22 protein-coding genes are annotated in these 26339 nt (G+C 72.7%); 14 read left to right on the top strand and 8 right to left on the bottom strand.

Annotated elements, in window-relative coordinates:
- Positions 1 to 30 precede the first annotated feature (30 nt).
- Positions 31 to 1011 carry a hypothetical protein gene (locus tag ACIQFZ_RS11515; protein ID WP_383056094.1) on the top strand — a complete coding sequence of 327 codons (981 nt, stop codon included), beginning with the start codon at positions 31 to 33 and terminating at the stop codon, positions 1009 to 1011.
- Positions 1012 to 1023: 12 nt separating this feature from the next.
- On the opposite strand, the gene ACIQFZ_RS11510 is transcribed toward ACIQFZ_RS11515, so the two are convergent.
- The 3 genes from ACIQFZ_RS11510 to ACIQFZ_RS11500 all read right to left on the bottom strand — a co-directional run bounded on the left by ACIQFZ_RS11510 (position 1024) and on the right by ACIQFZ_RS11500 (position 4229).
- Complete coding sequence (locus tag ACIQFZ_RS11510) at positions 1024 to 2520, bottom strand: phytoene desaturase family protein (RefSeq protein ID WP_402691124.1); 1497 nt, start codon at positions 2518 to 2520, stop codon at positions 1024 to 1026.
- Positions 2521 to 2608: 88 nt separating this feature from the next.
- Positions 2609 to 3226, bottom strand: coding sequence for a DUF4126 domain-containing protein (locus tag ACIQFZ_RS11505; RefSeq protein ID WP_365774431.1), 618 nt, complete (start codon positions 3224 to 3226; stop codon positions 2609 to 2611).
- A 373-nt stretch (positions 3227 to 3599) separates the two neighbouring features.
- The gene (locus ACIQFZ_RS11500; RefSeq protein ID WP_365418883.1) at positions 3600 to 4229 is read right to left on the bottom strand and encodes a TetR/AcrR family transcriptional regulator; all 630 of its coding nucleotides are present in this window, start codon (positions 4227 to 4229) and stop codon (positions 3600 to 3602) included.
- A gap of 212 nt (positions 4230 to 4441) precedes the next feature.
- On the opposite strand from ACIQFZ_RS11500, the gene ACIQFZ_RS11495 reads away from it, so the two are divergent.
- From ACIQFZ_RS11495 to ACIQFZ_RS11485, 3 genes are all read left to right on the top strand, one after another.
- Positions 4442 to 5053: an SAV_6107 family HEPN domain-containing protein gene (locus ACIQFZ_RS11495; RefSeq protein WP_365418886.1), complete on the top strand. Its 612-nt coding sequence runs from the start codon at positions 4442 to 4444 to the stop codon at positions 5051 to 5053.
- A gap of 231 nt (positions 5054 to 5284) precedes the next feature.
- Entirely contained in the window at positions 5285 to 6097 is an 813-nt protein-coding gene (locus ACIQFZ_RS11490; protein ID WP_365418931.1) for a methyltransferase, read from the top strand.
- A 277-nt stretch (positions 6098 to 6374) separates the two neighbouring features.
- Positions 6375 to 6770 carry a DUF3040 domain-containing protein gene (locus ACIQFZ_RS11485; protein WP_365418889.1) on the top strand — a complete coding sequence of 132 codons (396 nt, stop codon included), beginning with the start codon at positions 6375 to 6377 and terminating at the stop codon, positions 6768 to 6770.
- Between the two features lie 159 nt (positions 6771 to 6929).
- On the opposite strand, the gene ACIQFZ_RS11480 is transcribed toward ACIQFZ_RS11485, so the two are convergent.
- The 5 genes from ACIQFZ_RS11480 to ACIQFZ_RS11460 form a co-directional block, all read right to left on the bottom strand.
- Entirely contained in the window at positions 6930 to 9353 is a 2424-nt protein-coding gene (locus ACIQFZ_RS11480; RefSeq protein ID WP_402691123.1) for a DUF3488 and DUF4129 domain-containing transglutaminase family protein, read from the bottom strand.
- Positions 9350 to 9673, bottom strand: coding sequence for a hypothetical protein (locus tag ACIQFZ_RS11475; protein ID WP_402691122.1), 324 nt, complete (start codon positions 9671 to 9673; stop codon positions 9350 to 9352). Before ACIQFZ_RS11475 ends, ACIQFZ_RS11480 begins: the two co-directional genes overlap by 4 nt.
- Complete coding sequence (locus tag ACIQFZ_RS11470; RefSeq protein WP_402691121.1) at positions 9670 to 11043, bottom strand: DUF58 domain-containing protein; 1374 nt, start codon at positions 11041 to 11043, stop codon at positions 9670 to 9672. The genes ACIQFZ_RS11475 and ACIQFZ_RS11470 overlap by 4 nt, the downstream gene beginning before the upstream one ends.
- Positions 11043 to 12116 (bottom strand): AAA family ATPase, encoded by a 1074-nt coding sequence (locus tag ACIQFZ_RS11465; RefSeq protein WP_376653021.1) that lies wholly within the window; start codon positions 12114 to 12116, stop codon positions 11043 to 11045. The genes ACIQFZ_RS11470 and ACIQFZ_RS11465 overlap by 1 nt, the downstream gene beginning before the upstream one ends.
- Before the next feature lie 270 nt (positions 12117 to 12386).
- The gene (locus ACIQFZ_RS11460) at positions 12387 to 12935 is read right to left on the bottom strand and encodes a beta-class carbonic anhydrase (protein ID WP_402691120.1); all 549 of its coding nucleotides are present in this window, start codon (positions 12933 to 12935) and stop codon (positions 12387 to 12389) included.
- 421 nt (positions 12936 to 13356) lie between these two features.
- Here ACIQFZ_RS11460 and rsmH point away from each other — a divergent pair, with 421 nt between their 5' ends.
- The 10 genes from rsmH to ACIQFZ_RS11410 all read left to right on the top strand — a co-directional run bounded on the left by rsmH (position 13357) and on the right by ACIQFZ_RS11410 (position 26079).
- On the top strand, positions 13357 to 14313 hold the full coding sequence (rsmH, locus tag ACIQFZ_RS11455) for a 16S rRNA (cytosine(1402)-N(4))-methyltransferase RsmH (protein ID WP_361423852.1): 957 nt from the start codon (positions 13357 to 13359) through the stop codon (positions 14311 to 14313).
- A gap of 13 nt (positions 14314 to 14326) precedes the next feature.
- Positions 14327 to 14896, top strand: coding sequence for a septum formation initiator family protein (locus ACIQFZ_RS11450; RefSeq protein ID WP_365418900.1), 570 nt, complete (start codon positions 14327 to 14329; stop codon positions 14894 to 14896).
- A 223-nt stretch (positions 14897 to 15119) separates the two neighbouring features.
- A complete protein-coding gene (locus tag ACIQFZ_RS11445; protein ID WP_402691119.1) occupies positions 15120 to 17069 on the top strand; it encodes a peptidoglycan D,D-transpeptidase FtsI family protein in 1950 nt (649 codons plus the stop codon).
- Between the two features lie 196 nt (positions 17070 to 17265).
- The gene (locus tag ACIQFZ_RS11440) at positions 17266 to 18786 is read left to right on the top strand and encodes a UDP-N-acetylmuramoyl-L-alanyl-D-glutamate--2,6-diaminopimelate ligase (RefSeq protein WP_365418934.1); all 1521 of its coding nucleotides are present in this window, start codon (positions 17266 to 17268) and stop codon (positions 18784 to 18786) included.
- Between the two features lie 4 nt (positions 18787 to 18790).
- Entirely contained in the window at positions 18791 to 20206 is a 1416-nt protein-coding gene (gene murF / locus ACIQFZ_RS11435; RefSeq protein WP_376547119.1) for a UDP-N-acetylmuramoyl-tripeptide--D-alanyl-D-alanine ligase, read from the top strand.
- Positions 20206 to 21276 carry a phospho-N-acetylmuramoyl-pentapeptide-transferase gene (gene mraY / locus ACIQFZ_RS11430; protein ID WP_361423873.1) on the top strand — a complete coding sequence of 357 codons (1071 nt, stop codon included), beginning with the start codon at positions 20206 to 20208 and terminating at the stop codon, positions 21274 to 21276. Before murF ends, mraY begins: the two co-directional genes overlap by 1 nt.
- On the top strand, positions 21258 to 22676 hold the full coding sequence (gene murD / locus ACIQFZ_RS11425) for a UDP-N-acetylmuramoyl-L-alanine--D-glutamate ligase (protein WP_402691118.1): 1419 nt from the start codon (positions 21258 to 21260) through the stop codon (positions 22674 to 22676). Before mraY ends, murD begins: the two co-directional genes overlap by 19 nt.
- A 96-nt stretch (positions 22677 to 22772) precedes the next feature.
- Complete coding sequence (ftsW, locus tag ACIQFZ_RS11420) at positions 22773 to 24158, top strand: putative lipid II flippase FtsW (RefSeq protein WP_402691117.1); 1386 nt, start codon at positions 22773 to 22775, stop codon at positions 24156 to 24158.
- 6 nt (positions 24159 to 24164) lie between these two features.
- Positions 24165 to 25253, top strand: a complete 1089-nt coding sequence (murG, locus tag ACIQFZ_RS11415) for an undecaprenyldiphospho-muramoylpentapeptide beta-N-acetylglucosaminyltransferase (RefSeq protein WP_361423830.1) — start codon at positions 24165 to 24167, stop codon at positions 25251 to 25253.
- Positions 25254 to 25281: 28 nt separating this feature from the next.
- Positions 25282 to 26079 carry an FtsQ-type POTRA domain-containing protein gene (locus ACIQFZ_RS11410; protein ID WP_365774422.1) on the top strand — a complete coding sequence of 266 codons (798 nt, stop codon included), beginning with the start codon at positions 25282 to 25284 and terminating at the stop codon, positions 26077 to 26079.
- Positions 26080 to 26339 lie beyond the last annotated feature (260 nt).

Raw genomic sequence — 26339 nt, 5'->3', positions numbered from 1 at the left:
TGCGTAGCGGCCACTGGGAGAGGGGCGTACATGGGCTGGACGGTCCTCTACATCGCGTTCGGCATCGTCGCGCTGTGGCTGCTGGGCGAGGTGCTGCTGCAGTACAAGGCACGGTTGCGCTGGCGGCTGCTGGCCTTCGCCGGCTTCCTCTGCGTCGTCCTCGGGGTCCTGATCCCGTCCGTCGTCGTGATCGGTCTGGGCGCGGCCGCCTTCGCGGTCGGCCAGACCTACGTCACACTGTCCTTCCGGCGCGGCTTCGCGGCGGGCTGGGCGGTCAACCGTCCCGGCGCCGAAGGCGGCAAGCCGCGCCGCCGCGGCAAGGCCGAGCACCAGGACCCGACCCTGGAGGTCTCCGACCTCGAGGTGTCCGACGGCGAGACCGGCACCATGGAGGCCCTGCCCGGCCACGACGGCCTGTCCTACGGCCACGGCGACGACGACGGCGACGACGTCTTCACCCCCGCCCGCCCCACCCAGCCCGCGGCCGCCGAGGCCACCGCCGTGTACGAGCCGCAGCCCCTGCCCGACGACACCGGTTCCTACGGCGTCTACGGAGACTCGGCCCACCGGGGCGGCACGCAGTCGCCCTACCCGGGGGCCGGCCAGACCCAGGACCAATACGCCACCGCGGCCCAGGGCGCCGACCAGAGCCACACGTACGACTACTCCGGCTACGGTCAGCAGGGTTACGGCTACGACGCCTCCGGCCAGCAGCAGTACGCCGCCTACTCCGACCCGTACGCCGGCACCCAGACCTACGGCGGCGGCTCCTACGACACCGGCTACGGCGGCCAACAGGACTACGGCCAGCAGGGCTACGGCACCCAGGACGCCTACGCCGGCGGCTACGGCGGTGAGACCCCGGACGGCGGGGTGTGGGTGCCGCAGCAGCGCACCGACGAGTCCTACGGCGGCGAACTCCCGCAGGAGCAGCAGTCCTACCCGTACCAGGGCAACAACCACGGTCAGCCGCAGCACGGCACGGGCTTCGACGAGCAGTACCGCTTCTGAACGCTCCCCGGCTCACTGGGAGCCGCGGAACTCCGGTCCTTCCACGATCAGCCCGGCCACCAGCGCCCCCGACATCCCGGCGTGCGGCAGCCCGCCCCCGGGGTGCGACCAGCCGCCCACGGTGAACAGGCCGGCGAGTCCCGTGGTGTTCGCCGGGTGCAGCAGGCGCCCTCGGGCGCCCGCGAGCGCCGGCGCGGGGACGGCCCCGCCCTCCGCGCCCGTCACCCGGGCGATGTCGGCCGGGGTGCGCACCTCGTGCCAGAGCAGGCGGTCGCGGAGTCCGGGTATAGCCCGCGAGGCGACGGCGATCATGCGGTCGGCTTGCCTCTGCGGATCCGCGGAAGCGGAGGCCGGGACCGTCGCCGTGAGCGTGACTGCCTCGTGCTCCGGGTCCGGGACCAGCGCCGGGTCGCCGGGGCGCGACACCGTGACCGTGGGCCGCTCGGGCAGCCCGGGGGCCGTACCGAACAGCGCGTCGAGTTCGGCCGCGCGGTCCTCGGTGTGCACCACGGTCCGGTGGGCCGTCCCCTCGGGGCGGCCGCCGCGCAGCGCCAGCAGTACGGTCAGGCGACTGGGCGCACCGGGCTGAGGCGGCACCTCGCCCGCACCCCGCAGGTCCGTACCCCGGACCATGCCGTCCAGCGTCCGGGGAGGCACGCCGGCGACCACGAACTCCGCCTCGGCCATGGTCCCGTCGGCGAGCTCCACGCCCGCCGCCCGGCCGTCCTTGCCGACGATCCCCGTGACCTCGGTGCCGAGGGCGAACTCGACCCGGCGGGCCAGGCACCGCTCATACACCGCGCGCGCCAGTTCGCGCAGACCGCCGCGCACGTACCAGGTGCCGAAGGCGTGGTCCAGGTACGGCAGTACGGCCGCGCTCGCCGGGGCGGTCCGCGGATCGAGGCCGTACGCGAGCGCGTGGCTCTCCAGGAGGGCGGCCAGGCGCGTGTCGCGCAGCTCCCAGGCACCGACCTCGGCGAGCGTGCCGGCCTGCCGAGTGCGCAGCAGGCGCTTGTGCGGCACCGCCGGGTAGGGCTCGCGCTCGGCCAGCACCTGCCAGTTGGGCCACAGCGGCTCCTCCAGGAGCGGGCGGCGGGCGCGGTCCCAGGCCTCGCGGGCCCGCACCAGGAAGTCGCCCCAGCGCCGTCCGGCGCCCGCGCCGAGGGCTTCGTCCAGAGCGGCGACGACGCCCGCGCGCGAGACGTTCGGCAGGGACACCTCGGTGCCGTCGGCGAAGACGTGCCGCGCGGACGGGTCCACCTGGACCAGCTCGACGAGGTCCTCCAGCGGCTCCTTGCCGGTCTTGACGAACAGATCGCGGTAGACCGCGGGCAGCGGGAGCAGCCCGGGGCCGGTGTCGAAGGCGAAACCGTCCCGCTCGAAACGGCGCAGCGCGCCGCCGTACGTCTCCGTACGCTCGTACACCGTCACCCGGTGGCCCGCGACGGCCAGCCGGGCGGCGGTCGCCATCGCGCCCATCCCGGCGCCGATCACCGCAATCCGTGCCATGAGCGCGACTTTATCGACCGCCACCGACAATCCCGGCCACGGGGGCGTTGACCAGCGGCTTCCCGGATGCGCGGGGCCGCGGGCGCGGTCAGCCCGGCGGAGACCCGGCCTCGGCCGCGAGCCGGCGTTTCTCCTCCCGGCGCTGGGCCCGGCGGCGCATGAAGCGGCGGATCCGGGAGACCAGGAAGGCGACGATCACGGCCCCGGCGAGCAGCAGAACGCCCGCGACGACCGCCGCGGCCACCGGATGGAAGATCGCGAAGGTGACGAGTCCGGCCACTCCGAGGTCCTCGGCCAGGCTCACGACCATGTTGCTCACGGGCTCCGGGGAGGTGTTGACCGCCATCCGCGTCCCGGCCTTCACCAAATGGCTGGCCAGCGCCGTGCCGCCGCCGACCAGGCCCGCGGTGACGTCCGACAGCGAGCCGCTCTGCCCCGCGAGCAGCGCGCCCACCCAGGCCCCGGCGACCGGGCGGATCACGGTGTGCGCGGTGTCCCACACCGAGTCCACGTAGGGGATCTTGTCGGCGACCGCCTCCAGAAGGAACAGCACGCCCGCCGCGATCAGCACCTCCGGCCGCTGCAGGGTGCCGGGGACGTCGTCGCTCAGTCCCGTCGCGCCGAACACACCGAGCAGCAGCACCACCGCGTACGCGTTGATGCCGCTGGCCCAGCCGCTTGTGAACACCATGGGGAGTACGGACACGGAGGTGATCGTAGCCAGCGGGCCGCCCGGCGTCCTGGGTGCGGGCACGCAGGACTGAGTATCCGTACCTAGCAGGCGAGATGAGTACGCGCACGGATGGGCCGCGGACCGCGTGAACGAGAGAGTGGGAGCACGGAAGGGGGCACGGCGCCGGCACCGCCGACACGGGGCGGCGGAACGGCGCGGCCCTCGACCGCTCCTTCCGCCGGCCCAGGCCGCCGGGAGCGAGGCACGGGGGAGCCCGGGGGAAACGACTGGACGGGGCTCGACGGGGGTACGGGAAACGCCGGTGCGCGGTGGCCCGCGGGGGACGCGGCCAGGGCGCACCGGCGTTTTCGCGCGCCCGGCCCGAGTGCGTCCGGCGGCCGCGGCCTCAGAGGCGCCCGCTGACCCGTCCCTGAAGGAGCCGGGACAGCGCCGCGTGCACGTCGTCCAGGGAACGCTGGGGCTGGAAGGACTTCCAGTCCAGCGCGGCCACCAGCACCATGCCGACCAGCGCCGCCGCGGTCAGCGGCACGTCGACGTCCTCGCTGAACTCCCCGTGTGCCATGCCCTCGCGCAGGACGCCCTCGACGACCGCGACCGCCTCCTGCCGCACCACCAGGAGCGTGGACTGCCAGGACCGGTTGGTGCGCCACAACTCGGCCACGTAGAGCTGGGTGAAGGCCGGGTAGCGGTCGATGAAGACGAGCCCGGCGCGGACCATGGCGTCCAGGGCGTCCACCCGGCTGCCGCCCTCCCGGGCCGTCCGCTCGGCCGCCTCGCGCAGGGAGGCGGTGAGCAGTCCCACGCCATGCCGCAGCAGCTCTTCGAAGAGGACGGACTTGCTGGCGAAGTTGTAGTAGACCGTGCCCTTGGCGACCCCCGCCCGCTCGGCGATCTCGTCCACCGTGGTGGCCGAGAACCCCTGCTCGGCGATGAGGGTCACGGCCGCCTCGTAGAGCTTCTGCCGGGTGGCCTCGCGGCGGGTACGGCCGCCCGGCGTGGCGCTGCTGCGTTCCATGGCCCTGATTGTCACAGGTCGGCACCTCCCGGAGGGCGCGGAAGGGGAGGCCGGCGGCGTGGTCGCAAGGACGCGCCCCGCGAGCCGCCGGCCCCGCGTCCCCGAACGTACGGTCGAAGCAAAATCCCAGGTCAGAACGGATTGTCAGTGCCATACCTCACGATGGGCACATACGGCACCCGTGCCGTCACCCAGACGACAGGAGGTTCGTCATGGCCAACTCGTCCGCAGCAGCCGCCCGTCGGCACCGCGCCACCGGCCCTGCCCCCTCACTGACCGGCCCGAGCGACGTGCACCCCGTCCCGCGCCGCTCCTCGGCCCCTCCCGCCGCCCTCGGCCTGCTCGCCCAGGCCCGCGCGGGCCTGGCGGAGGCCACCGCCCACCGCACCCCGAACGAGCGGTACGCGACGGCCCACCTCGCCGCGCTGCGCACCGCCGCCGCCGTACTCGCCGCGCGGGGCCGCCCGGATCCCACCCCGCGCCGCCGGGCCCGCATCAGGAGCGCCTGGGAAGTGCTCCCCGAGATCGCGCCCGAACTCGCCGAGTGGAGCGCGCTGTTCGCCGCGGGCGCCGCGCGCCGCGCCCGCGCCGAGGCCGGGATCCGGGGCGCGGCCGGCCAGCGGGACGCCGACGACCTGATACGGGACGTGGCGATGTTCATCCGCCTGGTCGAACGCATGCTCCTCCTCCAGCCGGTCCTGCCCCAGCCCCGCCCCGACACCGACCCCCAGACCGACCCCCAGACCGGGACGGGCGAACCAACCGGAACGAACCCCTCCCACCCCGAACGCACCCCGTCCCGCGACTTGCCGGACGCGGGCTGACACGCACGGCACGCGCCCGTACGGCAGTTGCCGCCCCGGCGGACCGCCACGGCGGGGCGGCGACCGGGGCGGCGGCGGAGCCGAGCGGCAGGTCGGGGGGTGGAGGCAATAGGGTGGAAGGCGCCTGAAGCCCTTCCAGTTCCCGTGCCCCGGGCGGGGAGGGGCAGTCCGATCGCTCCGCCGTGCAAGAGGCGGTGCCGCGCCGAGGAGTCAACTGCCGTGTCGGACCCGATGCGCCCGCCCGCCTCCCACCACCCTCAACCGACGTCGCCGCGCTCCGACCCCTCTCGCCCCCGCGCTTCTCTCCGTACCGCCGTGGTCTGGGAGGTCCTGCACGACGCCCTCGACCGCCGGGTCAAGGCCGCGGGCCGGGAGTCCCTGGACGTCCTCGACACCGGCGGCGGCAGCGGCAACTTCGCCGTGCCCGCCGCCAGGCTCGGCCACCGGGTCACCGTCGTCGACCCCAGCCCCAACGCGCTGTTCGCGCTGGAGCGCCGTGCCGCCGAGGCCGGCGTGGCCGACCGGGTGCGGGGCGTCCAGGGCGACGCCCACGGCCTCTTCGACGTGGTCGAGCGCGGCGGCTACGACGCGGTGCTGTGCCACGGCGTCCTGGAGTACGTCGACGACCCCGCCGAGGGCGTGCGCAACGCGGTGGCCGCCCTGCGCGCCGAGGGCGTCCTGAGCGTGCTCGCCGCCGGTCTCGGCGGCGCCGTGCTCGCGCGGGCCCTCGCCGGGCACTTCAAGGAGGCCCGGCAGGCGCTCGACGACCCCGACGGGCGCTGGGGCGAGGGCGACCCGGTGCCGCACCGCTTCACCGCCGAGCAGCTCACCGCGCTCGTCGAGGGCGCGGGCCTGCGGGTGGGCGCCGTGCACGGGGTGCGGATCTTCGCCGACCTGGTGCCCGGCGTGCTTGTGGACACCGAGCCCGGAGCGCTGGACGCCCTGCTGAAGCTGGAGGCTGCGGCGGCCGAGCGGCCCGCGTTCCACTCCGTGGCCACACAGCTCCACGTACTCGGTGAGACCCGGGGCGCGGCCGAGGACTGAGCCGCTTCACGGGGCGGGCCGCCGACCGGCCCTTCGGCCGGGCATGCAGTCCGCCACAGGCCACCCGGTCGGCCGCTTCGCGCCGTATGATCGAGGGAGACCGTCCGGCATGACGGCCCGCCCGCCGGGGAATGGAAGCCTCAGCGGACCGGGACGGACATGGCGGATTCCGGTTGGCCAATTGGCGCAGAGGGGCGGGTTTCACGGGGGCGATTCCCTGCCTATCCTGAAGGGACCCCCCGAGTCGCCCCGGCGACTGCACGATGAGGAGGACTCCGTGCCGCTCTCGGAGCACGAGCAGCGCATGCTCGAGCAGATGGAGCGAGCGCTGTACGCCGAAGATCCCAAGTTCGCGTCGGCGCTCGAGGGAAGCGGGCTGCGTACGTACACCCGGCGGCGGGTCTACCAGGCGGTCGTGGGCTTCCTCGTAGGTATCGCGCTCCTCATGGCAGGAATGATCGTCCAGCAGCTCATCTGGGTCAGTGTGGTGGGCTTCCTGGTCATGCTGGGCTGCGCCGTACTGGTCGTGACCGGCTGGCGCAAGGCGCCCAAGCCGGGCGAGCAGGCCGCCGCAGGCCCGCAGGCCCGCCGTCCGGCCCGTCAGAAGCGTTCGATGATGGACCGCATCGAGGAGCGCTGGCAGCGCCGCCGGGACGAGCAGGGCGGCCACTAGTCCGCCGAGCACCACAGTCCTTGCACGAGGGGGTGACCACCAGCGGTGGTCACCCCCTCGTGCATGTCCGGAAGCCGGCACGGGCGCCGGCCACCCCAGCCGGAACCCCGGTCAGCCAGAGCCCCCCGAAGCCCCAGCCGGAGGCCTCGGCAGGGCCCCTCAGCCGGAGGCCTCGGCCCCGTCCCCCGAGCCGTGCTGCTCCGACGGTCCGCGCAGCCTCGTCCGGGCTGCGACGACCCGGGCACCGACACGGGACCTGAGCGCGTTCCACCGGGCCGACGCCGCCCAGACCACGCGCACCATGGAGCGCGGGGCGAGCGCGGCCCGCAGCCTGGTGCGCCGGGACACCGTGTCCCGCAGGCCGACGGCGACCCGCCGGACGTCCTCGGCGAGCCCCGCCACCGGACGCGGGCGCGGCGCGTAGAGGACCTGTTCCACGGCGTCCGCCAGTCGGTGCGCCGAGGCGGCGGCCACCTCGTCGAGGCGCCCCAGGCGGACGATCCGGGCGGCCGCCTTGCGCGGGGTCTGCGACTCGTCCGGCAGGATCCCGAAGTCCCAGGCGGTGTCGCTCAGTTCCTGCCAGACCGCCAGGATGTGCGGCCCCGCGTCCGCCTCGCCGCGCCCGTGCGCGCCCAGCCGCACGGCGCGCATCCGCCGGCGCCACAGCAGCGGCGACAGCGGCAGGACGAGGACCAGCAGGCCGCCCAGCGTCCACCCCAGGACGGCGTACCACTTCGGGCCATCGTCACCCTGGACCTGCACGGCTTGCGCGGACGGGCCACCGCACTCCTGGAGCCGCCGCAGCTCCGGCGGGCAGCTCTGGTTCGCCGACGGCGCGGCGGAGGGCGCCGTGCTCGCGTCCTGGGACGGCGCCGTCGACTCCGGCAGGCGGGTGCCCGGCGTGTCCGACTGGGTGTACGTCGGCACCGAGCCGCGCGTGGGGGTCGGCTCGAAGCGGGTCCAGCCGACGCCCTCGAAGTACAACTCGGGCCAGGCGTGGGCGTCTTTCAGGCCCACGGCCATGGTTCCGTCGCTCTGCGCGGTGCCGGGCGCGAAGCCCACCGCGACCCGGGCCGGTATGCCAAGCGTGCGGGCCATGGCGGCCATCGCGAAGGAGAAGTGCACGCAGAAGCCGCGCTTGTCCTTGAGGAACCGCGAGATGGCCTGCGGTCCGCTGCCCGCCTCGACCTGCGTGTCGTACTGGAAGCCGCCGCCGAGGGTGAACCAGTCCTGGAGCTCGACCGCCTGCTCGTAGTGGTTCGTCGCGCCCTCGGTGACCCGACGGGCGGTGCTCGCGACGTCCGCCGGCAGCGACTTGGGCACCTTGGTGTACTCGTGCCTCAGCGCCGCCGACGGTTCCGGCGCCGCGGCGAGCTGCTCGGCGGTCGGCCGCACCTGAAGGCTCTTCACCTCGTAGGTCAGCCCGCGCGTGTTCTGCCCGTGGTCGCCGACGAGGGTCATGCCCACGGGCTCGTAGCGCCAACTGCCCTTGATCCGCACGGCACTCGGCGGGTACGGCATCGGCAGCCAGTCCTGGCCGTACCAGTCCGCCGCCGAGATCGTCGTGGTGATCTCCGTGCGTTTGACGCCGCCGTCCAGGCCCAGGGGGGCGGGCAGCGGGTCGGGTACGCCGACGATGTGCCGCTGGGACGGCTTCCAGGTGGTGCCGTCGAAGTCGTCCAGGGACACGATCCGCAGATACAGGTTCGAGGTGTCGGACGTGTCCGTGCGCAGGGTGATGACCGTGCGGTCCTCGTCGACGTTCAGGCTGTCGCGCAGCGACACCAGCGGGTTGACCGCGGAGATCGTGCCGCCGTCGCCGCTGCCCGAGCCGACCGCGGTTCCGGCGGCGCCGAGCAGCCCGCCCTGCATCGCCGGGAGGCCGAGCGGCACCACCAGGGCGATGCCGAGGGCGAGGGCGCCGATCCGGCGCCCGGTGCGCACGGGCGCGGTCGCGCCGCCCGGTTCGCCGCTCCCCGGGCGCGATGCCCCGGCGAACACCCGCCCCCACTGCGAGAGCCGGTCCCGGCCCTCGGCCAGCAGCAGTGTCAGGTAGCCGGCGGCCGCGATCAGGAACCACCACCAGCCGGTGCCGCCGTCGGACAGGCCCGCGGCCACGGAGTACACGGCGAGCAGCGGCAGGCCGGCGGGGGCCGCGCTGCGGAAGGTCACCGCGAGCGTGTCCACGATCAGCCCGATCAGCAGGACGCCGCCGACGAGCATCAGGCGGATGCCGTCGGTCTGCGGCGCCGGGATGGCGTACCGTCCGACGTCGTCCGCGCCCTCCCGCAGCAGTTCGGCCAGGTGCCGGAAGGCCTCGGGGCCCGGGATCAGCCCGGCGAAGGCCTGCCCCCGGGCGAAGACCAGGGTGAGCAGCATCAGTGTGGCCAGGGCCTGCGCCGCGACGGTCAGCGGCCGCGCCAGTGGCACCCGCCGGGTCACCGCGCCGACCCCCGACTGCACCGCCAGCAACAGAATGGCCTGGAGGATCCACGAGGCGGGGGAGACCAGCGGCAGCAGCGCGCACGACGCCGCCAACGTCGCCGCCGCCGCACACAGCGCCAACCGCGTCCGCCCGCTCATACCCACCCCTCCCCGTCGCCGGTGCCGCACGCGGGTACGTGGCGCTGGTTCTGACGCCGGTTCGGGGCCGTCCGGTTGGTTACGTTGCTCATGGTCATCGCGCTGGTGCCGTTCACGGGTTCGTCGCGCTGGGCCTGGCGTCGGTCTGGGAGCGTCCTGTCCATCGCGCCGTTCACGGGTTCGTCGCGCTGGGCCTGGCGTCGGTCTGGGAGCGTCCTGTCCATCGCGCCGTTCATGGTCATCGCGCTGATGCCGCTTGCGGGTACGTCGCGGCGGTTCTGGCGTCGGTCCGGGGTCGCCCGGTTCGTCACCTCGATCATGACCATCCCCCGCCCAGCCCCGTCCCGCCGGCCGCGCCCGCGCTGGTGCGCTCCTGGTCCGCGCGGCGCCACAGCTCGTCCGGGCCGGCGCCCCGGGGCACCGGCACGGCCGTCCAGCCCGCGTCGCGGAGCAGCCGGAGGCGGTCGTCGGCCTGGGACGCGGGCTCCGGCACGTCGCCCGGTTCCCGGACCCAGGTCTCGCTGTCCAGGACGAAGGCGACCGCGCCGCCGCTGCGCTGCCGCATCTTGGCCGCGACCCCGGCCTGCGCCTCGTCGAGGTCGCCGAGGAAGGCCACCAGCAGTCCCTCGTTGCCGCCGCGCAGCACGTCGTAGGCGCGGGACAGGCCCGCCCCGTCGGAGTGGTCGATCACGGCGAGGGTGTCCATCATCAGCCCGGCCGAGTCCGCCGACTCCTGGCTGGTGCCCGCGAACCCGTCGCCGCCCTCGCCGGGAACGGAGTTGCCGGTGTCGGTCAGCAGCCGCACCGAGAAGCCCCGCTCCAGCATGTGCACCAGGACCGACGCGGCGCCGGAGACGGCCCACTCGAAGGCCGAGTCGGGGCCCGCGCCCCGGTAGGCGAGCGCCCGGGTGTCGAGGAGCACCGTGCAGCGGGCGCGCTGCGGCTGCTCCTCGCGGCGCACCATCAGCTCGCCGTAGCGCGCGGTGGACCGCCAGTGCACACGGCGCAGATCGTCGCCGTAGCGGTACCCGCGCGGGATGACGTCGTCCTCGCCGGCCAGTGCCAGCGAGCGCTGCCGCCCGTCGCCGTACCCCTTGGCCTCGCCGCTCAGGCGCACCGGTGACAGCGGATCCACCCGCGGGATCACGGTCAGGGTGTCGTGGGCGGAGAAGGAACGGGTCAGTTCGCACATCCCGAAGGGGTCGGTCAGCCGCAGTTGCAGCGGGCCCAGCGGATACCGTCCGCGCAGGTCGGAGCGGACCCGGTAGGACACCTCGCGGCGCCCGCCCGGCTCGACCCGGTCGAGTACGAAACGGGGCCGCGGCCCGAGCACGTACGGCACCCGGTCCTGGAGCATCAGCAGGCCGGTGGGCAGCCGCGAGACGTTGTCCATCCGCAGATGCACCCGGGCCTCGCTGCCGGCGGGCACGCGCGCGGGGGAGAGCCGGCGGCTGCCGGCGACCCGGTAGCGCGTGCGGAAGAGCACCGTGGCGCACACCAGCGGCAGTGCCGCCAGCAGCAGCCCGACCCGGAGCAGGTCGCTCTGCCCGAGGACGTAGGCGCAGATCGCGGCGGCGATTCCGGCGGCCAGGAAGGAGCGCCCGCGGGTGGTCAGACCGGCCAGCGCGGTGCGGACGCCGCCCCGCTCCCTGCGGTCGTCGTCCGCGTGCGCCGTCCCCGCGTCGGACATCACAGGCTCCGCGGCGGCTGCTGGCCGTACGCGGGCGCGCCGCGGCCCAGGCCGAAGCCGCCGGACTGCTGGGGCGCCGCGGGCACCGGGGTGCGCTGGAGGATCTCCTGGACGACCTGCTCGGCGGTGCGGCGGTTGAGCTGGGCCTGGGCGGTGGGCAGCAGCCGGTGGGCCAGGACGGCAACGGCCAGCGCCTGCAGATCGTCCGGCAGCGCGTACTCCCGGCCGCTCAGCGCGGCGGACGCCTTCGCCGCGCGCAGCAGGTGCAGCGTCGCGCGCGGCGAGGCGCCGAGTCTGAGGTCGGGATGGGTGCGGGTGGCGGAGACGAGGTCCACCGCGTACCGCCGGACCGTCTCGGCGACGTGCACCCCGCGCACGGCCTCGATCAGTTTCACGATCTCGTGCGCGTGCGCCACCGGCTGGAGGTCTTCCAGCGGGCTCACCCCGCCGTGCACGTCCAGCATCTGCAACTCGGCGTCCGGGCTCGGGTACCCGATGGACACCCGGGCCATGAAGCGGTCGCGCTGGGCCTCGGGCAGCGGATAGGTGCCCTCCATCTCGACCGGGTTCTGCGTGGCCACCACCATGAACGGCGAGGGCAGTTCGTAGGTCTGCCCGTCGATGGTGACCTGCCGCTCCTCCAAGGACTCCAGCAGCGCGGACTGGGTCTTGGGCGAGGCCCGGTTGATCTCGTCGCCGATCACGATCTGCGCGAAGATGGCGCCCGGCTTGAACTCGAAGTCCCGGCGCTGCTGGTCCCAGATGGACACGCCGGTGATGTCCGACGGCAGCAGGTCGGGCGTGAACTGGATGCGCCGCACCGAACAGTCGATGGACCGCGCCAGCGCCTTGGCGAGCATCGTCTTGCCCACCCCTGGAACGTCCTCGATCAGAAGATGCCCCTCGGCGAGCAGCACGGTCAGCGAAAGCCGTACGACCTCGGGCTTGCCCTCGATCACTTCTTCCACCGAACGGCGGACCCGCTCCACCGTGGCGGTCAGATCGGCCCCCACTCTCGGCTCCGCTCGAGCGGGGGCACCCCCATGGCTCGCTCGATCGTCATAGGTCGTCACCCGGCGGCCCTCCTCGGCCCTTCCCCACGCTCCTCGGCGAGCGGGGGATACCCCAACTTTCAGGGCCGACGCTCTGCTGTGCGGACCGGCCCACCCCGAATCAGGCACCACGCGTGAAACGTTCCGCGTGAGGCCACCCCCGCATTCTTGCCGCCGTTACCGATTCGTGTCACTCGCCTGTGGACAACTGGCCGCGATATGTCGGGTCTTGCGGCTTTCGCTGGTGACGGAGGCATGCCGCGCACCGGACTCCCGGCGCGCGTGCGACGGTCAGGCGGGGTCGATCTCGCGCAGCAGGCCCGTCCTGACGTCGAAGACGAAACCGCGTACGTCGTCGGTGTGCACCAGGAACGGCGAGGTGCGTACACGCTGCATCGACTGCCGCACGTCCTGGTCCACGTCCCGGAAGGCCTCCACGGCCCAGGCCGGACGCTGCCCGACCTCCATCTCCAGGTCGTGCCGGAACTCCTCGGTGATGGACTGCATGCCGCAGTTGGTGTGGTGGATCAGCACGATGCTGCGGGTGCCCAGGGCCCGCTGGCTGATGGTGAGCGAGCGGATGACGTCGTCGGTGACCACACCGCCCGCGTTGCGGATGGTGTGGCAGTCGCCGAGTTCCAGGCCGAGCGCGGCGTGCAGGTCGAGACGGGCGTCCATGCAGGCCACGACGGCGACCCTCAGTACGGGCCGGGCGTCCATCCCCGGATCGGTGAACGCGGCGGCGTACTGCTGGTTGGCCTCCGCGAGACGGTCGGTGACGGTGCCACGCCGGTCTATGGCGTCCTCGGGCCCGGCGGGAACTGATGCAGAAGTCGTCATACTCATGACGTTAGTGGGCGTCGGGGCCCGGGTCCTGTTGTGAGACGGTACAAAGAACCCCGTCATGGCTTGTTGTGAGGGACCCCACACGCAGGGCGAATCCACACCCGGACGAGTGAATTTTCGTCTTGCCGTGCCGCCACTGCTCCGTCGGGCGACGCGCAGGCCGGTTGATTGACCGCGAGACAGGGTGCACTAAAGTGACGCGAAGCGGGAGGCGTGGCCCTCCCTGCTGGACTGCATTCCCGACAGGCCCCGGCCCACGCGCCGGCGGTCTCCCCACGTGCGCGGCGCGTACGTACGGCTCGGCCTCCTCCCGCTTCCGGTCGGCTGACGCTTCCGGCGCCGGCAGGCCCTTTTCTTTCCTGAGCGGTCGGGGACCCGGCAGTGCGTGCGGGACGCGCCGGACTGAGAGGGCTCCTTGAGCGACAGCCGACACGTCCCCGTGATGCTCCAGCGGTGCCTGGATCTGCTGGCGCCCGCCCTGGAGCGGCCGGGAGCGGTGGTCGTCGACTGCACCCTCGGCCTCGGCGGACACAGCGAGGCGCTGCTCACCCGCTTCCCCGAGGCGCGGCTGGTGGCCCTCGACCGCGACAAGGAGGCCCTGCGCCTGTCCGGCGAGCGCCTGGCCCCCTTCGGTGACCGGGCCACCCTGGTGCACGCCGTCTACGACGAGCTGCCCGACGTGCTCGACCGGCTGGGCGTCCCGCGCGTGCGGGGCGTCCTGTTCGACCTCGGGGTGTCCTCGATGCAGCTCGACGAGGCCGACCGCGGCTTCGCCTACGCCCAGGACGCCCCCCTGGACATGCGCATGGACCAGAGCACCGGGATGAGCGCCGCCGAGGTCCTCAACACCTACCCGCCCGGCGAGCTGGTCCGCATCCTGCGGGCCTATGGCGAGGAGAAGCAGGCCAAGCGGATCGTGGCCGCCGTCGTGCGTGAGCGCGAGAAGGAGCCGTTCACCAACAGCGCCCGGCTGGTGGAGCTGATCCGCGACGCGCTGCCGCAGGCCGCCAAGCGCACCGGCGGCAACCCGGCCAAGCGCACCTTCCAGGCGTTGCGGATCGAGGTCAACGGCGAGCTCGCCGTGCTGGAGCGGGCGATCCCGGCCGCGGTGAAGGCGCTGGACGTCGGCGGGCGGATCGCCGTGCTGTCGTACCACTCCCTCGAGGACCGCCTGGTCAAGCAGGTGTTCGCGGCCGGTGCCGCGTCGAGTGCGCCCCCCGGGCTCCCGGTCGTGCCCGAGCGCTACCAGCCCCGGCTCAAGCTGCTCACCCGCGGTGCCGAACTTCCCACCGAGGAAGAGATCGCCGAGAACCGGCGGGCGGCGCCGGCCCGGCTGCGTGGCGCCGAGCGCGTCAGGGAGGACGTCGAGTGAGCCAGGGGGACCAGTGAGCAGGAAACCCGTACTGAGGGGCCGTGCCGCCCGGCTCGCCCGGCTCTTCCCGACCGGCCGGGGCCAGGCCGCCCGGACCCCGTTCGTCCTCCTCGTCGTGCTCCTGCTCGGCGGCGGCCTCATCGGGCTGCTGATGCTGAACTCCGCCCTCAGCGAAGGCGCGTTCCAGCGGGAGGCGCTCCAGAAGGACGCCAAGAACCTCACCGACGAGGAGCAGGCCCTCCAGCGGGACATCGACTCCTACTCCGCCCCGGACGCCCTCCAGCTCCGCGCCCGGCAACTGGGCATGGTGCCCGGCGGCGACCCGGCCTTCCTGGGCGCCGACGGGACCGTCAAGGGCGTCCCCTCGGCCGCCCCCACGCCGCCCCCCGCGCAGGAGACGCCGCTGTCGCTCCTGCCGCCCGCGGCGCTCGCCCTCTCGCCGTCCGCCACGGACGGCACGGCCCCGGCAAGCGCGAACCTGGCACCGCCATCGGCCCAGGGCCCCGCCCCGACTCCGGAGAACACCACCCCGGCCGTCCCGGCCGCCCCTCCACCCGCCCCGACCCCGACCCCCGGCAGGTGACGGACGTGACCGACAGCGAACCGCCGCGCCGTCCGGTCCCCGTGCTGTCCGGGCCTGACGTGCCCGACAGGGACCCGCAGCGTCGCCGGGTGCTTGGCCTGTCCGGGCCTGCTGGGCCGGAGGTTCGACTTCGCTCGGTTTCCGGGGGTGTCACGGCCGGCGTTTCGGTCGGCGCCGTTGTCTTCCCGTTCGCTTCGATCTCGACTTTCGGCAGGTGACGGACGTGTCCGACAGGGAACCGCCGCGTCGCCGGGTGCCCGGGCCCGCCAGGCCGGCGCGTCCGGCCGCCCGGCAGCGGCCCGGCCCCGGTGCCCGGCCGGCCCGCCGTCCGGCCCCGGCCCGGCCCCAGGCCGCGCGCATCCGGCTCGGCAGCCCCCGCCCCCGGTTGCGGCTGGTCGCCCTCGCGCTCACCCTGGTGCTGCTCGTCTTCGCCGTACGGCTGTTGCAGGTGCAGGCCGTCGACGCGAGCGCGTATGCCGCCAAGGCCGAGGAGAACCGGTACGTGGTGCACACCCTGGCCGCCGAGCGGGGCCGCATCACCGACCGCAACGGCGTCGACCTGGCGACCAGCGTGGACGCCGACGACATCACCGCCGACCCCACCATGTTCGGCCGCGACCAGCTGCACATCGGCGACGGTCCCGAGCAGGCGGCCGCGCTGCTCGCCCCGATCCTCGGCCAGGACCAGGAGGCCCTCACCGCGAAGCTCCGCACGCCGAACACCCGCTACGTGCTGCTCGCCCGCCGCGAGACCCCGCAGGTCTGGAAGCAGATCAAGGACCTGAAGACGGCCCTGGCGAAGAAGGCCCAGAAGGACAAGACCACCGTCAACGTGCTCGCCGGCGTCTTCTCCGACCCCAGCAGCAAACGGGTCTACCCCAACAGCGGCCTCGCCGCCGGGATACTGGGCTGGGTCAACGCCGACGGCAAGGGCGGCGGCGGCATCGAGCAGCAGCTGAACGAGGGGCTGGCCGGCAAGCCCGGCAAGATCCGCTACGCCCAGTCCGGCGGGCGCGAGGTGCCCACCGCCGGCTCCACCGAGACGCGCGCGGTGCCCGGCTCCGACACCGAGCTCACCATCGACCGCGACATCCAGTGGGCCGCCCAGAACGCCATCACCGAGCAGGTGGCGAAATCCGGGGCGGACCGCGGCTACGTCATCGTGCAGGACACCCGCACCGGCGAGATCCTCGCCATGGCCAACTCCCCGGGCTTCGACCCGGGCGACCTGTCCCACGCCGACCCGGCCGCGCTGGGCAACGCCGCCGTCCAGGACGCCTACGAGCCCGGCTCCACCGCCAAGGTCATGTCCATGGCCGCCATACTGGAGGAGAACGCGGCGACGCCGCTCACCCACGTCGTCGTGCCCAACCGGCTGCACCGCGGCGACCGCCTCTTCCAGGACGACGTCGACCACGACACCTGGTACCTCACGCTGAACGGCGTGCTCGCCAAGTCCAGCAACATCGGCACCATCCTGGCCACCGGCCAGCTCGGCAGGACCCAGCCGGAGGCCAACAAGGTCCTCTACTCCTACCTGCGCAAGTTCGGCATCGGCGAGCCGACCGGACTCGGCTTCCCCGGCGAGACCCGGGGCATCCTCGCACCCCCCGACAAGTGGTCCACCTCGCAGCAGTACACGATTCCTTTCGGCCAGGGCTTCTCCATCAACGCCGTGCAGGCGGCCTCCGTCTACTCCACGATCGCCAACGGCGGAGTGCGTGTGCAGCCGACGCTGGTGCGCGGGACCAAGGGGGCCGACGGCCGCTTCGCACCGGCCGACAAGCCCGAGAAGACGCGGGTCGTGAGCGCGAAGACGGCGAAGACGCTGGCGCACATGCTGGAGTCCGTGGTCGACGACGAGCAGGGCACCGGTGTCAAGGCGCGCATCCCCGGCTACCGCGTGGCGGGCAAGACCGGCACGGCCAACCGCGTGGATCCGGCCACCGGCAGATACCGCGGCTACACGTCCTCCTTCGCCGGGTTCGCGCCCGCCGACAACCCCCGCGTCACGGTCTACTGCGCGATCCAGAACGCCACCAAGGGCAGCTACTACGGAGGCCAGATCTGCGGCCCGATCTACAAGGAGGTCATGGAGTTCGCGCTGAAGACGCTCCAGGTGCCGCCGACCGGCGTGCAGGCCGCGAATCTGCCCGTCGACTTCAAGCCGTGACCGGAACAGAACGACCAGGAACCAGCCCGTGACAACGATCACTCCCGGCCTCGGGAACCACCCGTCGCACCGGCCCTCGTCCGCGCCGGACGGCGCTGTGCGCGATCCCCTTTTTAGCCCCACGGCGGGTACGCCCGGTACGCTCACCGCCGTGCCACACGCTGATCAGTCCCAAACCACCCAGAAGGGCGCTTCCGTGACATATCCGGGACCGCCGCGACCGGTTCAGGTCTCCGCCGCACCCCTCGCGGAGCTCGCCGATCAGCTGGGGGTCACCGCTCCGGACGGCGCCGCCGAGGTCACGGGCATCACCCATGACTCGCGCGCCGTGCGCCCCGGCGACCTGTACGCAGCCCTGCCCGGCGCCCGCACGCACGGCGCCGACTTCGTCACCCAGGCGGCGAGCCTGGGCGCGGTCGCCGTGCTCACCGACCCGTCCGGCGCCGAGCGCGCCGCCGCCACCGGCCTGCCGGTCCTGGCCGTGGACGACCCGCGCGGCCGGATGGGCGAGCTGGCGGCCACGATCTACGGCAGGCCCGGCCGCGACCTGCTCCAGATCGGCATCACCGGCACCTCCGGCAAGACCACCACCGCCTACCTCGTCGAGGGCGGCCTGAAGACCGTGAAGTCCACCGGACTGATCGGCACCGTCGAGATGCGCATCGGCGAGGAGCGCATCAAGTCCGAGCGCACCACCCCCGAGGCCACCGACCTTCAGGCCCTGTTCGCGGTCATGCGCGAGCGCGGGGTCGAGGCGGTCGCCATGGAGGTCTCCAGCCACGCCCTCGTGCTCGGCCGCGTCGACGGCTGCGTCTTCGACATCGCTGTCTTCACCAACCTCAGCCCGGAACACATGGAGTTCCACTCCGACATGGAGGACTACTTCCGGGCCAAGGCGCAGCTGTTCACGCCGGAGCGCAGCAAGCTCGGCGTGGTCAACTTCGACGACGAGTACGGGCGCCGGCTGGCCGTGGAGGCCACGGTCCCGGTCGTCACCTTCTCCGCCGAGGGGCACCCCGACGCCGACTGGCGCGCGGAGGACGTCCAGGTCGGCCCGGTCGACTCCACCTTCACCGTGGTCGGCCCCGAGGGCCGCCGGATCGCCGCCAGGGCGCCGCTGCCGGGCCCGTTCAACGTCGCCAACACGCTGGCCGCCGTGGTCGCCCTGGCCGCCGCGGGCCTCGACCCGCAGTCCGCCGCCGACGGCATCGCCGCCGTTCCGGGCGTACCGGGCCGGCTGGAGCGCGTCGACGTCGGCCAGCCGTACCTCGCGGTCGTCGACTACGCGCACAAGACGGACGCCGTGGAGTCGGTCCTCAAGGCGCTGCGCAAGGTCACCAAGGGACGGCTGCACATCGTGCTCGGCTGCGGCGGGGACCGCGACCAGACCAAACGCGCGCCGATGGGCGCCGCCGCGGCCCGGCTCGCCGACACCGCCGTGCTGACCTCCGACAACCCCCGCTCCGAGGATCCCCTGGCGATCCTCGCCACCATGCTCGAGGGCGCGGCCTCGGTGCCCGCGCACGAGCGCGGCGAGGTGCTCCTCTTCGAGGAGCGGGCCGCCGCGATCGCCGCCGCCGTCGACCGCGCGCAGCCCGGGGACGCCGTGCTGGTCGCGGGCAAGGGCCACGAACAGGGCCAGGACATCGCCGGAGTGGTCCGTCCCTTCGACGACCGCCAGGTGCTTCGCGAAGCTATCCAGAAGACCCAGGGATGAACTTGTGATCGCCCTCTCCCTCGCCGAGATCGCAGCAGTCGTCGGCGGGCAGACGTACGACATACCGGATCCGTCCGCGGAGGTCACCGGGCCCGTGGTCCGGGACTCCCGCGAGGTGGTGCCCGGCAGCCTCTTCGTCGCCTTCGTCGGCGAGCGCGTGGACGGCCACGACTTCGCCGCGGCCGTCGTCGAGGCGGGCGCGGCCGCCGTGCTGGCGTCCCGCCCGGTCGGCGTGCCCGCGATCGTCGTCGAGGACGTGCAGGCCGCGCTCGGCGCCCTCGCCCGCCACGTCGTCGAACGGCTGGGCGCGACCCTCGTCGCCCTCACCGGCTCCGCGGGCAAGACCAGCACCAAGGACCTCATCGCCCAGGTGCTGCGGCGCAAGGCGCCGACCGTGTTCACGCCCGGCTCCCTCAACAACGAGATCGGGCTGCCGCTGACCGCGCTGAGCGCCACCGAGGAGACGAGGTTCCTCGTGCTGGAGATGGGCGCCCGCGGCATCGGCCACATCCGCTACCTGACCGAACTGACCCCGCCGAAGGTCGGCCTGGTGCTCAACGTCGGCACCGCCCACATCGGCGAGTTCGGCGGCCGTGAGCAGATCGCCCAGGCGAAGGGCGAGTTGGTGGAGAGCCTGCCGGCGGCCGAGGACGGCGGAACCGCGATCCTCAACGCCGACGACCCGTTGGTACGGGCCATGGCCTCCCGTACGAAGGCGAAGGTGATTCTTTTCGGAGAGTCCGGCGAAGCGGACGTACGCGCCGAGAACGTGAGACTCACGGACAGCGGGCAGCCCGCCTTCAGGCTTCACACACCCTCCGGTGCAAGCGATGTGACGATGCGCCTGTACGGTGAGCATCACGTGTCGAACGCGCTCGCCGCGGCCGCCGTCGCGCATGAGCTGGGCATGTCCGTAACTGAGATCGCCACCGCGCTCTCCGAGGCGGGCTCCCTCTCCCGCTGGCGGATGGAGGTCACCGAGCGCCCGGACGGCGTGACGGTCGTCAACGACGCCTACAACGCCAACCCCGAGTCCATGCGGGCCGCTCTGCGCGCGCTCGCGGCCATGGGCGGGGGACGGCGGACCTGGGCGGTGCTCGGCAAGATGGCCGAGCTCGGGGACGAGGCGCTCGCCGAGCACGACGCGGTCGGACGGCTCGCCGTCCGGCTCAACGTCAGCAAGCTCGTCGCGGTCGGGGGCAGGGAAGCGTCCTGGCTGCAACTGGGCGCATATAACGAGGGTTCGTGGGGTGAGGAGTCGGTGCACGTGTCCGACGCACAGGCGGCGATCGACCTGTTGCGCAGCGAGTTGCGCCCGGGGGACGTCGTCCTCGTGAAGGCGTCCCGTTCGGTCGGCCTCGAGAGCGTCGCCCAGGCGTTGCTCGAGACCGGTGCCGAGGGTGAGGTCGCCGCCCGATGATGAAGCAGATCCTGTTCGCGGGCGTCATCGGCCTCTTCCTGACGCTGGTCGGCACCCCGTTGCTGATCAAGCTCCTGGCCCGGAAGGGCTACGGCCAGTACATCCGCGACGACGGCCCGCGCGAGCACGCCAGCAAGCGCGGTACGCCGACCATGGGTGGCATCGCCTTCATCCTGGCCACGGTCGCCGCCTACTTCCTGTCCAAGGTGATCACCGGCTACACCCCGACCTACTCGGGCCTGCTGGTGCTCGGCCTGATGGTCGGCATGGGCCTGGTCGGATTCCTCGACGACTACATCAAGATCGTCAAGCGCCGTTCGCTGGGTCTGCGCGCCAAGGCGAAGATGACCGGCCAGCTGATCGTCGGCATCGCCTTCGCGGTGCTCGCGCTGCAGTTCTCCGACAACCGCGGCAACACCCCCGCCTCCACGAAGCTGTCGTTCATCACCGACTTCGGCTGGACGATCGGCCCGGTGCTGTTCGTGATCTGGGCGCTGTTCATGATCCTCGCGATGTCGAACGGCGTGAACCTCACCGACGGTCTGGACGGTCTGGCCACCGGCGCCTCCGTGCTCGTCTTCGGCGCCTACACGTTCATCGGCGTCTGGCAGTTCCAGGAGTCCTGTGCCAACGCGCAGACCCTGACCAACCCCAACGCCTGTTACGAGGTCCGCGATCCGCTCGACCTCGCGGTCGTGGCCTCCGCGCTGATGGGCGCCTGCCTGGGCTTCCTGTGGTGGAACACCTCGCCCGCCAAGATCTTCATGGGCGACACCGGTTCGCTCGCGCTCGGCGGTGTGCTCGCGGGCCTGGCGATCTGCTCCCGCACCGAGCTGCTGCTCGCGCTGCTGGGCGGCCTGTTCGTGCTCATCACCATGTCGGTGGTCATCCAGGTCGGCTCCTTCCGGCTCACCGGGAAGCGGGTCTTCCGGATGGCGCCGCTCCAGCACCACTTCGAACTCAAAGGCTGGTCCGAAGTGCTCGTCGTGGTCCGCTTCTGGATCATTCAGGGCATCTGTGTGATTGTCGGACTGGGCCTCTTCTATGCGGGATGGGCAGCGGACAAGTGACCGACTGGCAGGGTAGGAACGTCACCGTCGCGGGACTCGGCGTCTCCGGTGTCCCGGCGGCCAAGGTCCTGCACGGTCTCGGCGCGCACGTCACCGTCGTCAACGACGGCGACGACGAGCGCGCCCGGACCCAGGCGGCCGAGCTGGAGGCGCTCGGCGTGACCGTGCGCCTCGGTGACGGGGACACCCTGCCGGAGGGCACCGAGCTGATCGTCACCGCGCCCGGCTGGCGGCCGGACAAGCCGCTCTTCCGCGCCGCCGGGCAGGCCAGCGTACCCGTCTGGGGGGACGTCGAACTCGCCTGGCGGCTGCGCGGCCCCGACGCCGCCCCGTGGCTCGCCGTGACCGGCACCAACGGCAAGACCACCACCGTGCAGATGCTCGCCTCCATCCTGAAGGCGGCGGGCCTGCGCACGGCGGCCGTCGGCAACATCGGCGTCTCCCTGCTGGACGCGGTCCTCGGCGAGGAGCGCTACGACGTCCTTGCGGTGGAGCTGTCGAGCTACCAGCTGCACTGGGCGCCCTCGCTGCGCGCCCACTCCGCCGCCGTCCTCAACCTCGCCCCCGACCACCTCGACTGGCACGGCTCCATGGAGGCCTACGCCGCCGACAAGGGCCGTATCTACGAGGGCAACCGCGTCGCCTGCGTGTACAACGCCGCCGACAAGGCCACCGAGGACCTGGTGCGCGAGGCGGACGTCGAGGAGGGCTGCCGCGCCGTCGGGTTCACGCTCGGCACCCCCGGCCCCTCCCAACTCGGCGTCGTGGACGGCATCCTCGTCGACCGCGCCTTCGTCGAGAACCGGCACAAGAACGCCCAGGAGCTGGCCGAGGTCTCCGACGTCCACCCGCCCGCCCCGCACAACATCGCCAACGCCCTCGCCGCGGCGGCCCTGGCACGCGCCTTCGGCGTCCCGGCGCAGGCCGTCCGGGACGGCCTGCGGGCCTTCACCCCGGACGCCCACCGCATCGCGCACCTGGCCGACGTGGACGGCGTGGCCTACGTCGACGACTCCAAGGCCACCAACACTCACGCGGCTCAGGCCTCGTTGGCGGCGTACGAGTCGATCGTGTGGATCGCGGGCGGTCTGGCGAAGGGCGCGACCTTCGACGAGCTCGTCGCGAACTCGGCGAAGCGGCTGCGCGGTGCCGTCCTCATCGGAGCCGATCGCGCGCTCATCCGTGACGCCCTCGCGCGACACGCCCCGGAGGTACCCGTCGTCGACCTCGACCGGACCGACACTGGGGCGATGCTCCAGGCCGTCCAGGAGGCGCGGCGGCTCGCACGGCCCGGCGACACGGTACTGCTGGCCCCCGCCTGCGCCTCCATGGACATGTTCGCCAACTACAACAGGCGCGGCGAGGCGTTCGCGGAGGCCGTATCCGGACTCGGCGCCTGATCCCGGCCGCCCGCGCTGCCGGGCGACCTCGGGAGGGAGGCGTGGGACCCGTGAGCCGAGCCGGACTTGCGCGGCCGACGTACAGCGGAGGACCCGATGCCCGGTAGTCCCGGCAGCAGCCGTACCGGTCGCCCGCCCGTGCAGCGGACCGTCAAGCGCCCGACGGCCGACCGGACCCCCGGCCGGCGCTCCGCGGCGAGCCTGATCGATCGCGCGCGCAAGGCCTGGGACCGGCCGCTGACCGCCTACTACCTGCTCCTCGGCGCCAGTCTGCTGCTCACCGTGCTGGGGCTGGTGATGGTCTACTCGGCCTCCCAGATCACCGCGCTGCAGAAGGCACTGCCGGGCTCGTACTTCTTCCGCAAGCAGCTGCTCGCGGCCGCGATCGGCACCGGGCTGCTGCTGCTCGCCGCCCGGATGCCGGTCAGGCTGCACCGGGCGCTGTCCTACCCGATCCTGGCGGGCGCGGTGGTCCTGATGGCGCTGGTGCAGGTGCCGGGAATAGGGGTGGCGGTCAACGGCAACCAGAACTGGATCTCGCTCGGCGGCTCCTTCCAGATCCAGCCCAGCGAGATCGGCAAGCTGGCGCTGGTGCTGTGGGGCGCCGACCTGATCGCGCGCAAGCAGGACAAGCGGCTGCTGACCCAGTGGAAGCACATGCTGGTGCCGCTCGTCCCGGTCGCCTTCATGCTGCTCGGGCTGATCATGCTCGGCGGCGACATGGGAACCGCGATCATCCTCACCGCGATCCTGTTCGGCCTGCTGTGGCTGGCGGGGGCGCCCACCCGGCTCTTCGTGGGGGTGCTGTCGTTCGCCGGCGTGATCGGCTTCCTGCTGATCCAGATGAGCCCCAACCGCCTCGGCCGGTTCGCCTGCGTCGGCTCCAGCGACGCGACCAAGTGCTGGCAGGCGGTGCACGGCATCTACGCCCTGGCCTCCGGCGGACTGTTCGGATCCGGACTCGGTGCCAGCGTGGAGAAATGGGGCCAACTCCCCGAAGCCCACACCGACTTCATCTTCGCCGTCACCGGCGAGGAACTGGGTCTCGGGGGGACGCTGTCGGTGCTCGCCCTGTTCGCCGCTCTAGGCTATGCGGGCATCCGCGTGGCCGGACGCACGGAGGACCCCTTCGTGAGGTATGCCGCGGGAGGCGTGACCACCTGGATCACCGTGCAGGCGGTGATCAACATCGGTGCGGTGCTCGGTCTGCTGCCGATCGCCGGCGTCCCGCTCCCGCTGTTCTCCTACGGAGGATCCGCCCTGCTGCCGACCATGTTCGCCATCGGGCTGCTGATCGCGTTCGCGCGTGACGAACCCGCTGCGCGGGCGGCGCTTGCCATGCGGCAACCTCGCTTTGGTAGAAAGCGGGCAGGAGGCTCCGCGCCCGGCCGGAGATCCGACCGCGGATCCGGTCGCGAGCCTCGGAGATGGAACACGATGCGACGGCGTGCCTCGGCGGCGCGTCCGTCCGGAGAGCGGTGAATTTCGGTGCATGTCGTACTCGCCGGCGGAGGTACCGCGGGCCACATCGAGCCCGCGCTCGCCCTCGCGGACGCCCTGCGCAGGCAGGACCCGACCGTGGGGATCACGGCCCTGGGCACGGAGCGCGGCCTGGAGACCCGGCTCGTCCCCGAGCGGGGCTACGAGCTCGCGCTCATCCCGGCGGTGCCGCTGCCGCGCAAGCCCACCCCCGAGCTGATCACCGTCCCGGGCCGGCTGCGCGGCACGATCAAGGCGGCCGAGCAGATCCTGGAGCGCACCAAGGCGGACGCCGTGGTCGGATTCGGCGGCTACGTCGCCCTGCCCGGCTACCTGGCCGCCAAGCGGCTCGGTGTGCCCATCGTCATCCACGAGGCCAACGCCCGCCCGGGCCTGGCCAACAAGATCGGTTCGCGGTACGCCGCGCAGGTCGCCGTCTCCACGCCCGACAGCAAGCTGCGCGGCGCCCGTTACATCGGGATCCCGCTGCGCCGCGCCATCGCCACCCTGGACCGGGCGGCCGTGCGCCCCGAGGCCCGTGCGGCGTTCGGGCTCGACCCGAACCTGCCCACGCTGCTGGTCTCCGGCGGCTCCCAGGGCGCCCGCCGGCTCAACGAGGTGGTCCAGCAGGTCGCGCCCTGGATGCAGCAGGCGGGCATCCAGATCCTGCATGTGGTCGGCCCGAAGAACGAACTGCCCCAGGTACAGCAGATGCCGGGAATGCCGCCCTACATCCCGGTAAGTTACCTTGATCGGATGGACCTCGCGTACGCCGCGGCCGACATGATGCTCTGCCGCGCCGGCGCGATGACCGTCGCCGAACTCTCCGCCGTCGGGCTCCCGGCCGCCTACGTCCCGCTGCCCATCGGCAACGGTGAACAGCGGCTGAACGCCCAGCCGGTGGTCAAGGCCGGCGGCGGACTGCTGGTCGACGACGCGGAACTCACCCCCGAGTGGGTGCAGCAGAACCTCCTGCCCGTGCTCGCCGATCCGCACCGGCTGTACCAGATGTCCCGCGCCGCCGGGGAGTTCGGCCGCCGGGACGCCGACGAGTTGCTCGTCGGCATGGTGTACGAGGCCATCGCCTCGCACCGTTAGGACCGTATGCACGAAAGGGCTTGAGAGCGTGGCCGGACCGGCGACCGCTGAGCGCGGTGAACGTCAGCAGGAGTCGTCGTCCGGCCCGCCTCTGGTCCACCGGCTGAGACGGATGAGCCCTCGTACGATCATCATCCTTTCGCTGGCCGTGATCTGCCTGGGCGCCGGCTCCCTGTGGGTGCTGTACGGCTCGCAGTGGACGCGCGTGGAGCACGTATCCGTCTCGGGTACCACGGTTCTGACACCCGCTCAGGTGAGCGGGGCCGCCAGGGTGCGGCTCGGAACGCAGTTGATTTCCGTCGACACCGATGCGGTCGAGGCCCGACTGCGCCGTGAATTGCCCCGAATTGACTCGGTTGACGTGGTGCGCTCGTGGCCGCACGGAATCGGGTTGAAAGTCGTCGAGCGCACTCCGGTCATGGTGGAGGAAAAGGGCGGAAAGTTCGTCGAAGTGGACGCGAAGGGTGTCCGGTTCGCCACGGTTTCGCAGGCACCGAAAGGCGTGCCCCTGCTGGAATTGTCGCTTTCCCGCTCGAGTACGGCCGCCGCGAGCCTGCGGCGCCTCGGCGAGGCCCGGCTGGTGCGCGAGGCCGTCGCGGTCGCCGGGCGGATTCCCACCGCGGTCGCCCGTGAGACCCGCGTCGTCAAGGTCCGTACCTACGACGACATCTCACTGGAGTTGAGCGGTGGCCGCACCGTCGCCTGGGGCAGCAGCGAGAACGGCCGGCTGAAGGCCCGCACCCTGACCGCGCTCATGAAAGCAGCGCCCGGAGCACGGCACTTCGACGTCCGGGTTCCCACCGCCCCGGCGTCTTCGGGGAGTTGACGCACATCAGTGCAGGCCAACACCCTGGTTGAGTGCCGCTATGGCTGATCACATAGGGTGAAAAGAAAAACGGGAGGTTCGGCGTGTTCGTTGAACGGGCGCCACTTGTCGACTTAGTGTCCTGTTCCGAAGACTTCAAGGAACAGACACACTGGTAACCCTAAACTTCAGGGTTAGGGTTCGGGTCGGCGTTCGGACCGTCCCATTCGGCATCAGTCGTCGGATCGCGGCAGGACCGCGAGGCGGCGACACGTAACTCG

Origin of the sequence: Streptomyces sp. NPDC093064, from assembly GCF_044754605.1 — a bacterium.
GTDB lineage: Bacteria > Actinomycetota > Actinomycetes > Streptomycetales > Streptomycetaceae > Streptomyces.
This window is presented reverse-complemented; position numbering and strand designations above follow the sequence as displayed.

Excerpts from the sequence above, each read along its gene's own strand:
- ACIQFZ_RS11515 (WP_383056094.1), top strand. The coding sequence starts at position 31 with ATGGGCTGGACGGTCCTCTACATCGCGTTCGGCATCGTCGCGCTGTGG.
- ACIQFZ_RS11510 (WP_402691124.1), bottom strand. The coding sequence starts at position 2,520 with ATGGCACGGATTGCGGTGATCGGCGCCGGGATGGGCGCGATGGCGACC.
- ACIQFZ_RS11500 (WP_365418883.1), bottom strand. The coding sequence starts at position 4,229 with ATGGAACGCAGCAGCGCCACGCCGGGCGGCCGTACCCGCCGCGAGGCC.
- ACIQFZ_RS11495 (WP_365418886.1), top strand. The coding sequence starts at position 4,442 with ATGGCCAACTCGTCCGCAGCAGCCGCCCGTCGGCACCGCGCCACCGGC.
- ACIQFZ_RS11490 (WP_365418931.1), top strand. The coding sequence starts at position 5,285 with ATGCGCCCGCCCGCCTCCCACCACCCTCAACCGACGTCGCCGCGCTCC.
- ACIQFZ_RS11480 (WP_402691123.1), bottom strand. The coding sequence starts at position 9,353 with ATGAGCGGGCGGACGCGGTTGGCGCTGTGTGCGGCGGCGGCGACGTTG.
- ACIQFZ_RS11475 (WP_402691122.1), bottom strand. The coding sequence starts at position 9,673 with ATGATCGAGGTGACGAACCGGGCGACCCCGGACCGACGCCAGAACCGC.
- ACIQFZ_RS11470 (WP_402691121.1), bottom strand. The coding sequence starts at position 11,043 with ATGTCCGACGCGGGGACGGCGCACGCGGACGACGACCGCAGGGAGCGG.
- ACIQFZ_RS11460 (WP_402691120.1), bottom strand. The coding sequence starts at position 12,935 with ATGACGACTTCTGCATCAGTTCCCGCCGGGCCCGAGGACGCCATAGAC.
- mraY (WP_361423873.1), top strand. The coding sequence starts at position 20,206 with ATGAAGCAGATCCTGTTCGCGGGCGTCATCGGCCTCTTCCTGACGCTG.
- murD (WP_402691118.1), top strand. The coding sequence starts at position 21,258 with ATGGGCAGCGGACAAGTGACCGACTGGCAGGGTAGGAACGTCACCGTC.
- ftsW (WP_402691117.1), top strand. The coding sequence starts at position 22,773 with ATGCCCGGTAGTCCCGGCAGCAGCCGTACCGGTCGCCCGCCCGTGCAG.